This window comes from Cryobacterium cheniae (assembly GCF_004403395.1).
GTDB lineage: Bacteria > Actinomycetota > Actinomycetes > Actinomycetales > Microbacteriaceae > Cryobacterium > Cryobacterium cheniae.
On record NZ_SOGN01000044.1, the window covers coordinates 303680 to 316277 of the forward strand.

14 protein-coding genes are annotated in these 12598 nt (G+C 67.5%); 10 read left to right on the forward strand and 4 right to left on the reverse strand.

The genetic code is table 11. From position 1 onward, the window contains the following. The first annotated feature begins 17 nt into the window (after positions 1-17). From E3T23_RS10885 to E3T23_RS10900, 4 genes are read left to right on the forward strand one after another with little or no spacing between them, the layout of a single operon-like run. Entirely contained in the window at positions 18-356 is a 339-nt protein-coding gene (locus tag E3T23_RS10885; RefSeq protein WP_134370373.1) for a lycopene cyclase domain-containing protein, read from the forward strand. Further along, positions 353-658: a lycopene cyclase domain-containing protein gene (locus tag E3T23_RS10890; protein ID WP_134370374.1), complete on the forward strand. Its 306-nt coding sequence runs from the start codon at positions 353-355 to the stop codon at positions 656-658. Before E3T23_RS10885 ends, E3T23_RS10890 begins: the two co-directional genes overlap by 4 nt. Next, positions 655-1557, forward strand: coding sequence for a prenyltransferase (locus E3T23_RS10895; RefSeq protein WP_134370375.1), 903 nt, complete (start codon positions 655-657; stop codon positions 1555-1557). The genes E3T23_RS10890 and E3T23_RS10895 overlap by 4 nt, the downstream gene beginning before the upstream one ends. Before the next feature lie 23 nt (positions 1558-1580). Beyond that, positions 1581-1982: an RNA-binding S4 domain-containing protein gene (locus tag E3T23_RS10900; RefSeq protein WP_134370376.1), complete on the forward strand. Its 402-nt coding sequence runs from the start codon at positions 1581-1583 to the stop codon at positions 1980-1982. Positions 1983-2187: 205 nt separating this feature from the next. Here E3T23_RS10900 and E3T23_RS10905 read toward each other — a convergent pair whose 3' ends face one another. Beyond that, positions 2188-3636 (reverse strand): lipase maturation factor family protein, encoded by a 1449-nt coding sequence (locus E3T23_RS10905; protein ID WP_134370377.1) that lies wholly within the window; start codon positions 3634-3636, stop codon positions 2188-2190. Positions 3637-3777: 141 nt separating this feature from the next. On the opposite strand from E3T23_RS10905, the gene E3T23_RS10910 reads away from it, so the two are divergent. From E3T23_RS10910 to E3T23_RS10930, 5 genes are read left to right on the forward strand one after another with little or no spacing between them, the layout of a single operon-like run. Next, a complete protein-coding gene (locus E3T23_RS10910) occupies positions 3778-4827 on the forward strand; it encodes a LacI family DNA-binding transcriptional regulator (RefSeq protein WP_241977843.1) in 1050 nt (349 codons plus the stop codon). A 52-nt stretch (positions 4828-4879) separates the two neighbouring features. Beyond that, positions 4880-6181 carry a sugar ABC transporter substrate-binding protein gene (locus E3T23_RS10915; protein WP_174843869.1) on the forward strand — a complete coding sequence of 434 codons (1302 nt, stop codon included), beginning with the start codon at positions 4880-4882 and terminating at the stop codon, positions 6179-6181. A gap of 3 nt (positions 6182-6184) precedes the next feature. After that, positions 6185-7141 carry a carbohydrate ABC transporter permease gene (locus E3T23_RS10920; protein ID WP_134370378.1) on the forward strand — a complete coding sequence of 319 codons (957 nt, stop codon included), beginning with the start codon at positions 6185-6187 and terminating at the stop codon, positions 7139-7141. Further along, positions 7138-7971: a carbohydrate ABC transporter permease gene (locus tag E3T23_RS10925; protein WP_134370379.1), complete on the forward strand. Its 834-nt coding sequence runs from the start codon at positions 7138-7140 to the stop codon at positions 7969-7971. Before E3T23_RS10920 ends, E3T23_RS10925 begins: the two co-directional genes overlap by 4 nt. Positions 7972-7973: 2 nt before the next feature. After that, a complete protein-coding gene (locus E3T23_RS10930; RefSeq protein WP_134370380.1) occupies positions 7974-9044 on the forward strand; it encodes a glycoside hydrolase family 130 protein in 1071 nt (356 codons plus the stop codon). A 220-nt stretch (positions 9045-9264) separates the two neighbouring features. Here the strand turns inward: E3T23_RS10930 and E3T23_RS10935 are convergent, their stop codons facing one another. Together E3T23_RS10935 and E3T23_RS10940 are read right to left on the reverse strand one after the other, a co-directional pair. Then, positions 9265-10860: an ABC-F family ATP-binding cassette domain-containing protein gene (locus E3T23_RS10935; protein WP_134370381.1), complete on the reverse strand. Its 1596-nt coding sequence runs from the start codon at positions 10858-10860 to the stop codon at positions 9265-9267. 76 nt (positions 10861-10936) lie between these two features. Next, entirely contained in the window at positions 10937-11287 is a 351-nt protein-coding gene (locus tag E3T23_RS10940) for an HPF/RaiA family ribosome-associated protein (protein ID WP_134370382.1), read from the reverse strand. A gap of 205 nt (positions 11288-11492) precedes the next feature. Here E3T23_RS10940 and E3T23_RS10945 point away from each other — a divergent pair, with 205 nt between their 5' ends. Then, the gene (locus E3T23_RS10945) at positions 11493-12179 is read left to right on the forward strand and encodes an NUDIX domain-containing protein (protein WP_241977844.1); all 687 of its coding nucleotides are present in this window, start codon (positions 11493-11495) and stop codon (positions 12177-12179) included. An 18-nt stretch (positions 12180-12197) separates the two neighbouring features. On the opposite strand, the gene E3T23_RS10950 is transcribed toward E3T23_RS10945, so the two are convergent. Further along, on the reverse strand, positions 12198-12569 hold the full coding sequence (locus E3T23_RS10950; RefSeq protein WP_134370383.1) for a VOC family protein: 372 nt from the start codon (positions 12567-12569) through the stop codon (positions 12198-12200). Positions 12570-12598 lie beyond the last annotated feature (29 nt).

Consider the following 12598-nt stretch of genomic DNA (forward strand, 5'->3'; position numbering starts at 1 on the left):
GTGGCACCGGTCACACCGTGACGTTCGCGTACCTGCTGACGCTGCTTGTGAGCCTGGCGGCGATGGTCCTGCTCGACCATCGCTTCCGGCTGTTCTTCTGGCGGAGCCCGGGGCGGGCGGCCGTCGTGCTCGGCGCCGGGCTCGTGTTCTTCCTGGTCTGGGATCTTTTCGGAATCGGTCTGGGCATCTTCTACCGCGGCGAGACGACCCTGATGACCGGCCTGCTGCTCGCCCCGGAGCTGCCCGTGGAGGAGTTCTTCTTCCTCACCTTCCTCTGCTACCTCACCATGAACGCCGTGCAGGGGGCGCGCCTGCTGCTCGCCGCCCGGGCCGTCGACGAGGGGAACGACGGATGACCTACCTGCTTCTGAACACCGTCTTCCTCGTGCTCGCCGCGGCCGTGTTCCTTGTGGCCGTGCGCCGCGGCCGGCTCTCCCGGCGCCGCATCATCGCCGCCGGGATCGCCCTCGCCGCCGTGCTCGTGCTCACGGCCGTTTTCGACAGCATTATGATCGGGGTCGGGCTGGTCGGCTACGACCCGAGTCGCATCTTCGGGCTGCGGATCGGCCTGGCCCCGATCGAAGACTTCGCCTATCCCGTTGCGGCAGCGCTCCTGCTGCCCGCGCTCTGGGCCCTGCTGGGAAAGAAAACCGAATGACTGAGACCCGCACCCCGCCGTTCTGGAAGACCCGGCAGGTTCTGCTCTCGTCGCGGCCGCTGAGCTGGATCAACACGGCGTTCCCGTTCGCCGCCGCGTATGTGGTGACGACCGGCCGGGTGGACGCCCTGCTGGTGGTGGGCACCCTGTTCTTCCTGATCCCCTACAACCTGCTGATGTACGGCATCAACGACGTCTTCGACTACGAGTCCGACCTGCGCAACCCGCGCAAGGGCGGCGTCGAGGGGGCCATGCTCGACCCGGGCCTGCACCGCACGGTGCTCGTCTCCGGGATCGCGACGGCCGTGCCCATGCTGGTAATGATGCTCGTGCTGGCCGGCAGGGAGCATCCGTCGTCGTGGCTGATTCTTGCCGTGAGCCTGTTCGCGGTGGCCGCGTACTCCGTACCCGGCCTGCGGTTCAAGGAGCGCCCGGTCGTGGACTCGATCACCTCGAGCACCCACTTCGTCAGCCCCGCCGTCTACGGGCTCGCCGTGGCCGGCGCCGTCGTCACCCCCGGCCTGGTGGCCCTGCTGGCGGCCTTCTTCCTCTGGGGCATGGCCAGCCACGCGTTCGGCGCGGTGCAGGATGTCGTGCCGGACCGGGAAGGCGGCATCGCCTCGATCGCAACCGCGCTCGGCGCGGCGCGTACCGTGCGTCTGGCGATCGCGTTCTGGGCTCTGGCCGGGGTGCTGATGCTCTTCACCGGCTGGCCGGGGCTGCTGGCCTCGGTCCTCGCGGTGCCCTACATCCTGGCGGCCTGGCCGTTCCGATCGGTGTCCGACGAGCGGGCCGAGACCGCGAACGCCGGCTGGAAGAGGTTCCTCTGGCTCAACTTCCTGACCGGGTTCCTGGTGACCATGCTGCTGATCGCCTGGGTGATGCTCGGACCGTTCTGACGCTCTGGTCGTAGAGTCGAAGGATGGAACCCCTGACCACCGCCCGCGTCGACAGCTGGACCTGGGCCGTGCGCATGTTCAAGACCCGTTCCCAGGCCACCGCCGCCTGCCGGGCCGGTCACGTCAAGGTGAACGGCGAGCGGGCCAAGTCCGCGCAGACCGTGCGGATCGGCGACGAGGTGCGGGTGCGGATCAGCGGTTTCGACCGCATCCTGGTCGTCTCGAAGATCATGCTCAAACGGGTCAGCGCGCCGGTCGCGGCGGAGTGTTTCGTCGACAAGACTCCCCCGCCGCCGCCGCGCGAGGAGGTGGCGCTGCTCCCGATGCGGGACCGGGGGGCCGGCCGACCCACCAAGCGCGAACGCCGCGAAATCGACCGGCTCCGCGCGCCCGAGCCGGTCCCGCCGGGCCCCGACGACGAATAGCCGCGGGAGTGCGGGCCGCCGCCGCCTGCGTTAGCCGCCGACTTGCGTGCATAACTCCTGCAAATCCTGCCGATGCCATCAGACTCCCGCGTGATTCCGGGCCCAACCCGGCCGCTGTCGGCGAATTGCAGGAGTTATGCACGAGGCGCAGAGCAGTTCGGAACTGGTGCGGATGTCCGGGGCCCGGCCGGATGGATCTCCCGAGTCAGCCACGACTCCCGCCGGATGTCCTCCAGGACAGGGTGATCGGGGCCACGAGCAGGCCGACCTCCGAGCGCACCCACCAGTCGCCGGTTTCCCGGCGTTCGGCCGGGGTGGTGTACCGGTAGCGGTAGACCCGGGCGCGCACGTACCGGGGCGGGGCCTGCGGAAACGGGTTGACCCGCAGCATCCGGAGCGTGGGCCGGTCGCCCTCGAGCAGGCGGGCCAGGAACATCTCGAACCACCGGGTGTCCCGGGCGCCGAGCGCCAGGAACCACATCAGCCAGTCCAGCCGCAGGTGGTATGGCGCGAACTGGCGGGGCCGCCGACCGGGGTCGCCGGGCTTGCCGCGGAACTCGTAGGCGCGCCAGCCCGTCTCGTCGGCCGGGTCGGCGTCGCTGCCCTCGACGACCACCTCGTGGCGCTGCCGGGTGACCGTGCCGAACGCGCCGTAGGCGTTCACCAGGTGGTACCGGTTGAAGCTCGCGTTCATCAGCTGCCGGCGGGCGAACAGGTTCCGCAACGGCCAGTAGCTCAGCACCAGCAGCAGGGCCGTGGCCAGGCTCACCAGGATGATGAACCAGAGCGGGGAATCCGGCGCGGCCTCGCCGGCCGGCAGCCACGGCAGCAGCGCACGCAGGGTGGCGTCGTCGACGGCGGAGAAGGCCAGCACGATCGTGATCCAGTTCAGCCAGGCGAAGTTGCCGGTCAGCACCAGCCAGAACTGGCTGAGCAGCACGATCAGGGCCGCGACGGATGCGACGGGCTGGGGCGCGAAGAGGAAGAACGGCACGACCAACTGGGCGAAGTGGTTGCCGACGACCTCCAACCGGTGGAACCACGGGGGCAGGTGGTGCGCGAACCAGGAGAGCGGGTTCGGCATCGGCTGGGTCTCGTGGTGGTAGTACAGGGCGGTCAGGTCGCGCCATTCCCGGCCGCCGCGGAGTTTGATCAGGCCGGCACCGAACTCCAGTCGGAAGAGCAGCCAGCGGCAGAACAGGATCACGAAGACGGGCGGGGCCACCTGCTCGGAGCCGAGGAAGGCCACCACGAAGCCGGCCTCCAGCAGGAGGCTCTCCCAGCCGAAGGAGTAGAAGGTCTGGCCGACGTTGACGATCGACAGGTAGCCCGCGAAGAGCAGGAGGAAGGCGAGCATCGGCAGCCAGGGTGGCCCGAGCTGCGGCAGCCCGGCCACGAGGGTGGCCGCGAGGGCGGCGCCGGACCAGGCGAGGATGCGGAGCATCCGGTCGGAATAGTGCCAGTGGAAGACGCTGGGCGCGTCGCGGAAACGCACGTGCGTCACGAACCGGGCCACCGGGAGGAGGCCGTGGTCGCCGAGTAGAGCGGGGAACTGGTTGACGGCCGAGACGAAGGCGATCAGAAAGCAGGCAGCCACGCCACGCTGCAGCACCTGCCGCGCGATCTCGTAGTCTCCGGTCCCGAACCAGTCCATTTCCGATCAATCTAGGCCTCCCCTGGCCGTGCTTCAATCAGGGTGCCGCCGGAATCCGGCCGTCGCTTGACGGCGGGAACTAAACCGGTATAGCCTGTCTAAACCGGTTCAGTGTGGACCGGTTGTCACAGAGGAGGCCCAGTGAACACTGCTGTGAGCAAGCCTGCCACGCACCCCGCGAAGGTCACCATCGAGGTGGTCGCCAAGCGGGCCGGCGTCAGTAAGGGCCTCGTCTCGTTCGCCCTCAACAACCGGCCCGGCGTCGCCCCCGAGACCCGGGTGCGCATCCTGCAGGTCGCCAAGGAGCTGGGCTGGAAGCCGTCGCTCCGCGCCCGGTCGCTCTCCACTCAACGGTCCTACGCCCTCGGCCTCGTGATCGCCCGCAATCCGGACGTGCTCGCGTCCGACCCGTTCTTTCCCTCCTTCATCGCGGGCGTCGAGAGCATCCTCGCCCCGGAGGGTCGTGCCCTGGTGCTCAGCGTCGTTCCCGACGCTGAAACCGAGTTGAAGACCTACCGTTCCCTCGTAGCCGACGGCCGGGTCGACGGTGTCTTCCTCAGCGACCTCCGGCACGGTGACCCGCGCATCCCGCTCCTCGCGGAGTTGGGCCTGCCGGCGGTCACGCTCGGGCGCCCCGACGGAGCCAGCCCCTTCCCTGCGGTGACCGTGGACGACACACCGGGTGTGATCGCATCCGTCGCCCACCTCGCCACGCTCGGCCACCGCCGCATCGCGCACGTCGCGGGCAGCTCGACGTTGCTGCACGGCAGCCGCCGACGCGCGGCCTTCGCCGCCGCCGTCCGCGAGGCCGGCCTGCCGGAGGGGCAGACCATCGAGACTGATTTCTCCGTGGCCGCCGGATCCGATGCCACCCGGCGCCTCCTGACCCAGGAAACACCCCCGACCGCGATCGTCTACGCCAACGACCCGATGGCCATCGCCGGCCTCGGCATGGCGCACGAGCTGGGCGTGCGGGTTCCGGACGAACTCTCGATCACGGGCTACGACGACATCGACATCTGCCGCTACGTCTATCCGCCGCTGACGACCGTGAGCGCCGCACCGATGGTGTGGGGCCGCGCGGCGGCGAGCACGCTGCTGGCCCTGATGGAGAACGGGTCGGCCGACGACGTGGATCTCCCGGCGGCCCGGCTCGTGATCCGCGGCTCGACCGCACCACCACGCGGCTGACACAGACTTACCGCAGCAAGGCTGCTGCGGGATATGAGAAATGGAGCAACCTATGCACAGCAATGGAATAGCCAGGCGGATTCTCACCGTCACGGCGGCATCCGCCACCGTAGCCCTGGCACTGAGCGCCTGCGCGTCCGGAGGGACAACGGGAGACGCGGCCACCAACCGCGGGCCGATCACGATCTGGTACTCGAACAACGAGACCGAGATCGCCTGGGGCAAGCAGATGGTGGAAGCCTGGAACGCCGAGAACCCCGATGAAAAGGTGAAGGCTCAGGAGATCCCCGCCGGCAAGAGCAGCGAGGAAGTCATCGGAGCGGCCATCACGGCCGGCAACGCCCCCTGCCTCGTATTCAACACGGCCCCGGTCGCGGTACCGCAGTTCGAGAAGCAGGGCGGTCTCGTCGAACTCTCCGGCTTCGAGGACGGCACCGCCTACATCGAGGAACGCAGCGGCGACACGGCCGAGCAGTACCAGAGCGCCGACGGGAAGTACTTCCAGATGCCGTGGAAGTCCAACCCGGTCATGATCTTCTACAACAAGGACATGTTCACCGCCGCCGGGCTCGACGCCGAGAACCCGAAGCTGGCCACCTACGACGAATTCCTCGCCACCTCGCGCACCCTCGTCGAGAGCGGCGCGGCACCGAACGCCATCTACCCGGCACCGACCAGTCAGTTCTTCCAGAGCTGGTTCGACTTCTACCCGCTGTACGCCGCCGAGACCGGCGGCACGCAGCTGATCGAAGACGGCGAGTCCACCTTCGACGATGAGAACGGCGCGAAGGTCGCGGAGTTCTGGAAGACCCTGTACGCCGAGGGTCTCGCCGGCAAGGAGCAGTACCAGGGCGACTCGTTCGCCGACGGCCAGGCCGCCATGTCCATCGTCGGCCCGTGGGCCGTGTCGGTGTACAAGGATGCCGTGAACTGGGGCGCGGTTCCCGTTCCCACCAGCGCGGGCACACCGGCCGAGGAGACCTTCACGTTCAGCGACGCGAAGAACGTCGGAATGTTCACGGCCTGCGAGAACCAGGGCACCGCCTGGGACGTGCTGAAATTCGCCACCAGCGAGGAGCAGGACGGCCAGTTGCTCGAGCTGACCGGCCAGATGCCGCTCCGTCCGGACCTCCCCACGGTGTACCCGGAGTACTTCGCGGCCAACCCTGCCTATGAGCAGTTCGGCGATCAGGCATCCCGCATGGTCGAGGTTCCCAACGTCTCCAACTCGGTCGCCGCGTGGCAGAACTTCCGCGACGCTTACACGAAGGCGGTCATCTCCGGCGAGGGTGAGATTCCCGCCGCCCTCGACAACGCCGCCGAGAAGATCAACACTCTGATCGCCAAGCCGTAACGAATGTCCCTGACAACAGCGAGTCGGTCCGCCGCCGGGAGGAGCACCACTCCTCCCGGCGGGGGGCCCCGCCGGCGCAAACGCCCGCTCCTGGGCACGAACCCGTTCGGGCTCCTGCTCAGCGCCCCGTACCTCATCTTCGTTCTGGCGGTCTTCGCCTACCCGCTGGTCTTCGCCTTCTGGATGTCGTTCCACGACTATTACTTCGCCGCCCCCGGCGCCCAGGTGGACCGGCCGTTCGTGGGCCTGGAGAATTTCCGGGAGGTGCTGGCCGACCCGGCCATCATCCGTTCGTTCGGCAACGTGGGAACCTTTCTTCTGATCAACGTGCCGCTGACGGTCGTCCTCTCTCTCGTGCTCGCGACGGCCCTGAACAAGGCCGTGCGGTTCCGCACCTTCCTGCGCGTGTCGTATTACGTGCCCTACGTGACCGCGAGCGTCGCGGTCGTCGGCGTCTGGATCTTCCTGTTCAGCGGCAACGGCCTCGTGAACCAGATCCTGGGGCCGCTCGCCCCGGAACCGGCGTGGCTGATCAACGAGACCTGGGCCATGCCCACCATCGCCATCTTCGTCACCTGGAAGGGGCTCGGATTCTTCATCCTGCTCTACCTGGCCGCCCTGCAGAACGTCTCGGAAGAGCTCTACGAGGCCGCCGCGACGGATGGCGCGGGCAAGATCCGCATGTTCTTCTCGGTCACCGTTCCGGGCGTGCGCCCGGCGACCGTGCTCGTGCTGCTGCTGTCGACGGTCACCGGCGCCAACCTCTTCACGGAGCCGTACCTGCTGACCGGCGGCGGCGGCCCGAACGGGGCATCCTCGTCACCCGTGCTGATGATGTACCAGCGCGGAATCGAACAGGGGTCGCCCGACACCGCGGCCGCGATCGGCGTCATCCTCGTGATCGGAGTCCTCATCCTCGCGTTCGTGCAGCGGAAGCTTGCGGGCGGTGACGAATCATGAGCCGCGGGCAGAACATCCTGCGGAGCGTGGTGCTCACCGTCGGCGCCCTCGTATTCCTCTTCCCCTTCTACTACATGGTGATCGGCTCCCTGCAGGAGGAACCGGACCCGACCGTCGCCGGCGCGTTCCCGAACCCCGCCAACCTGACGCTCGACAACTACAGTGACATCAACGGCCGGATCAACCTGCTGCAGGGGTTGCTCAACTCGGGGATCTTCACCGGCGGCGTCATCCTGTGCACCGTCGTGTTCGGTGTGCTCGTGGGCTACGCCCTGGCCCAGCTGCAGTGGCGCGGACGCGGGGTCACCTTCGCTCTCGCCCTGCTGGTGCAGGTCGTGCCGTTCCAGCTGCTGATGATCCCGCTCTACGTGATGATCGCCCGGGACTACGGACTGGCCGACAACTATCTGGGCATGATCCTGCCATTCGCCATCAACTCGACGGCTGTGATCATCTTCCGGCAGTACTTCCTGCAGATTCCGAAGGAGCTCTTCGATGCCGCCCGCATCGACGGCGCCGGTGAACTACGGATTCTGCGCCGGATCGCCCTGCCTCTGGTGCGGCCGGCACTGCTGACCGTCGTGCTGCTGACCTTCATCGGCCCGTGGAACGAGTTCCTCTGGCCGTTCCTGATCACCAAGGAGGCGTCACTCCAGCCGCTCGCCGTGTCGCTCGCCAACTACCTCAGCAACGTCGCGGCCACCGCCGCGAACCCGTTCGGGGCGGTCCTCGCCGGGGCGTGCGTCCTGGCCGGCCCTGCTGTGATCCTCTTCATCCTCTTCCAACGACACTTCGTGTCGAACAATATCGGCTCCGGCGTGAAAGGTTAGAAATGCCCAACCCCACCGAATTCCCCTACACCCTGACCCGAATGGGCGTCATCATGACGCCCGAGGAGGGCAACGACCTCGAGGCCGAAGGGGTACTGAATCCCGGCACCGGGCACTCTGCCGACGGAACGCTGTACCTCCTCCCCCGCCTGGTCGCCACCGGCAACGTCTCCCGGGTCGGACTCGCCAAGGTCATCATCACCGACGGCGTGCCCACGGGCGTCGAACGCGAGGGTGTCGTGCTCGAGCCGGACCGCGGCTGGGAGCGCGGCGCGAACAACGCCGGGGTCGAAGACCCCCGGGTCACCTTCGTCCCCCGGCTCGGCCTGCACGTGATGACCTACGTCGCCTACGGCCCGCTCGGCCCGCGCACCGCCGTTGCCGTGTCGTCGGACCTGCGCGAGTGGCGCCGGCTCGGCCCGGCCCTGTTCGCCTTCGACGACGCGCTGGACATGGACCTGAACCTGTTCCACAACAAGGACACCGTGTTCTTCCCGGAGCCGGTCACCGGCCCGGGCGGAGTCGAAAGCTTCGCCGTGCTGCACCGCCCGATGTGGGATCTGAACGAGGTCAAACCGGGTGAGGGCATCCGTGTTCCCGCCGGTGTCACCGACACCCGCCAGAGCATCTGGATCAGCTATGTGCCGGTCGCGGATGTGCTGGTCGACATCACGAAGCTCACCTTCTGGAGCGGTCACCGCTTCTTCGCCGGGCCGGAGTTCCCGTTCGAAGAACTGAAGATCGGCGGCGGCCCTGCCCCACTGCGGGTGCCGGAGGGCTGGCTGCTGATGCACCACGGCGTCACCGGAATCATCGACGGCGCGTTTTCGCAGCAGCAGAAGGTGAACTACTCCGCCGGCGCGATGATTCTCGACGCGGACGACCCGACCATCATCCTGCAGCGTACGTCTGAGCCACTTCTGAAGGCGGAGACGCCCGATGAGATCAGCGGCATCGTGCCGAACGTGGTGTTCCCGACCGCGATCGAGGAAATCGAGGGGCAGCTGTTCGTGTTCTACGGCATGGCCGACTCGAAGATCGGCGTGGCTCGCCTGGATCGCGTCGGCGCTTAGGCGCAGGCGCTGAGGGCTGATGTCGGTGGCGGTCTCGCCGGGGTTCGTTCCCGGTGAGGCCGCCCTCTGCGTTCGTGGCGCAGGTTGTGGAAGCGGGCGCATGCAAGACGGTGCGCCTGGAGCCAGAACCTGCGCCACGATGAGTTTGCGTCACCCGGCGACGCCGGTGCCGTGCTGGATTCCTCGAGCGCCGACTACGAGGTGCGTCCGGCGCGCAGTGCTACGCGGCGCGCACCACGATCTCGCCGGGCTGGGCCGCTTCGCTGCCGAAGACCAGGTGCCGGGTGGCGATCTTGTCGGTGAAGAACCGGTCGTGGCTGACCACCACGACGGCCCCGGGGAAGTGGATCAGCGCACGTTCCATCACCTGGGTACTGGCCATGTCGAGGTGGTTGGTCGGCTCGTCGAGCAGCAACACGGCAGCCCCGGACAGCAGGCACTGTGCCATGGCGACGCGGGACCGCTGGCCGCCGGAGAGGTTGCCGATCTTCTGCTTCAGGTCGGCCTCGGAGAACTGGAACATCGCGAGGAAACGGTTGACCGACTTGCGGGTGGCGGTGAAGGCAAGGCTGCCCGGCATCGCGTTGACGGAGTGGCTGACGGTGTCGTCGTCGTCGAGGCCGTCGAGCACCTGGTTGTAGGAGACCACGGCGGCGCCGGAGGCCCAGGCCACCTCGCCGAAATCGGCCGTCTCCTCCCCCGCCAGCACCCGCAGCAGGGTGGTCTTGCCGCTGCCGTTGGAGCCCAGGATCACGATGCGGTTGCCGCGCCGGATCTCGAAGGTGAGATCGGTGAACAGGGTCTTCTCGCCGTAGGCCTTGCTGAGCGACTCGATCCGGCAGAGCGAGTCCTTGACATGCAATCCGCCGTAGATGTCGGTGATGATCGTGTCGACGGGCCGCGGACTGCGGGTCTTCTTGATGTGGGCGAGCTGGTTGTCGAGGGTGCGGCTGGCGGCCTTCGCGGCTTCGCGGCGGTCGCTGATCCCCTCCGCCTCGAAGGCGAGCAGCTCCGACTCGTGCAGGAACTGCTGCTCGAGGGTCTTCAGGCGGAACTGCTTCTGCACGACATACTCGCCGAAGTTGCCCGGGTACTCATGCAGGTGGAAGTTCTCGACCTCGATGATGCGGGTGACGACCCCGTCGAGGAACCGTCGATCGTGCGAGACGATGATGGCCGCGCCGCGGAATGAGCGGAACCAGGACTCGAGCCACTCGACACCGGCGACGTCGAGGTAGTTGGTCGGTTCGTCCAGCAGCAGGACGTCGGGCTGCTCGAGCAGGATTTTCGCCAGCGCCGCCCGGTTACGCCAGCCGCCGGACAGCTCGTCGATGGCGCAGACGCGGTGGGCCTCGTTGAAGCCGAGGGTGGTCAGCGCTGTGTCGATGCGACGCGGGTAGTCCCACCCGTCGAGGCGGTCCATGTCTTCGAACAGCTCCGCCTGCCGGTGGATCAGCCGGTCCAGTTCGGTGCTCTGCGAGGAATCAGCGGCGATCGCGGCGTCGATCGCCGCGAGCTCCGCCTCGAGGGCCTTGATCGGGGCGAACAGTTCATCGAGCACCTCGGTGATGGTGGATTCACCGTTCAGCTCCGAGAACTGGGAGAAGTAGCCCACCCGGGTGCCGGGGTCGAGGGTGACGGTTCCGGCATCCGCGGTCACCTGGCCGAGGGCCAGCTTGAGGATCGTCGACTTGCCTGAGCCGTTGCGCCCGATCAGGCCGACCCGGTCGCCCGGTTCGAGTCGGAAGAAGGCCTCGCGCAGAATCTGCGTGTTCTCGAAACGGATGCTGACGTCGTTCAGCCTGATCAGGCTCACTGCGGCCGTCCTCTCGGGTTGGGGTTCAAGCCCCGGGCGAGGCGGACGCCCAACTTTACCGTGTCGGGCCGACGGTTCAGGGCATGGGTTCGTCACCCATGGCAGAGGCGCCCTTGTGTTCGTCCAACCGACCGAACGTGGTCTCGAGAACGCTGACCAGCTTGTGAAGTGCCCCGTTGACGGCCGCGTTCACGGTATCCGCATTGTCGGTTGCCGCGAGGGGATTCCCTCCGGTGGGACGCGCCTCGAGCACGCAGCGGATGTCGTCGGTCGTCTCCCGGCCTGCACTCTGGTCGCTGAGGTGAACCTCCACTCGCGTCAAACGGGAGTCGAACCGGGCCAGGACTGTTTCGACCGACGATTCCACCTCCTGCACGACGGTGTCCGTGCCCTCGATGTTGTTGTCGGTGTTGACCAGGATTTGCATCTTTGCTCCTCAAATCGTTCACCCGGCGGTTCGGTGGACAGTGGAGACGTTGCGTCTCGTCCTCTGTCGAACCCCGTCAGATTGTTCCCTTCCAGTATGACGCGCGAAAATGCGCGACTTCACAACCCGCCGACGCCGGTTAGCCGCGCCGGCGCAATCTCTTCAGGGTGGTGAGCTGATCGGCTCGCGACGCTAACCTTCGATTATGACCCTGGGCATCGATCGGCACTCCAGTGAACACCACGCCTCCGCGGCGCTCGGCGTTGCGACGCTCCTGGCCGGCTGGATGCCCGTCGACCTCGCCCAGGACCGGCTGCGAGACGACTATGTCGACTTCGTGCGGGCAGGCCTCGGGTCGGCGCTGGACCGGGACGGCGGCGCCGAGCATCTGACCGCGAGTTGCTTCGTCTTCACGCCGGACCTGAGTCGCGTCCTGCTCTGCTTCCACAAGAAGGGCCGGTTCTGGGTCCAACTCGGCGGCCATATCGAGGCGGCCGACCGGTCCGTGGCCGCGGCCGCGCTGCGCGAGGCGCGCGAAGAGGGCGGCATCGCCGACCTCAGCCCCCTCGGTGCCGGGCCCGGCGACGCGTTCCCGGTCGACGTGCACCGGCACGCGCTGAGTTCCCGGTTCGGGCGATGCACGACGCACTGGGACATCGGTTTCGCGGTGGTCGCGCCGGACGATTCGACGCCCGTGACGAGCCACGAGAGCGAGGACGTCGCCTGGTGGCCGACGGATGCCCTCCCGCAGCAGGTCCCCGAGGGCTTCGGCGACCGCCTCGCCGTGGTGCTTCGCGAGCTGGCGTACCAGCGCGCGGCGCACGCTGAATGCGCACCGGACTCCGGCCGGATGAGGAACCGGGCGGCGCCTCCGCGCCGCCCGGGATGGTGAGTGGAATGCCCGGACAGGCTAGATCTTCTGCGACAGGCAGATGAAGTTGCCCTCGGTGTCGCGGAACCAGGCCGATTTCATCTCATCGGCCGAGGCAACCCCGTTCACGGTCTTCATGCCGGGAACGTCGAAGTCCTCAAAGACGACCCCGCGTTCGCGGAGCCGTCCCATCTCGGCTTCGAGGTCATCCGTGACCCAGCCCATCTGGGTGTTCCTGGCCGTGCCGGCATTGCTGGTCTCGTAGATCTCGAAGACCGAACCCGACCCGACGTGGTAGACGAGGGTTCCCTCGTGGATTTCATCGGGGTCGAGGCCGAGCGCGTCGTGGTAGAACGACTGGGCTCGCTTGAGATCCGCCGCCGGTAACACGGTGTGAAGTTCTTTCAGCATTGTGAAACGCCTCCTGCGGTGCAGTTGGA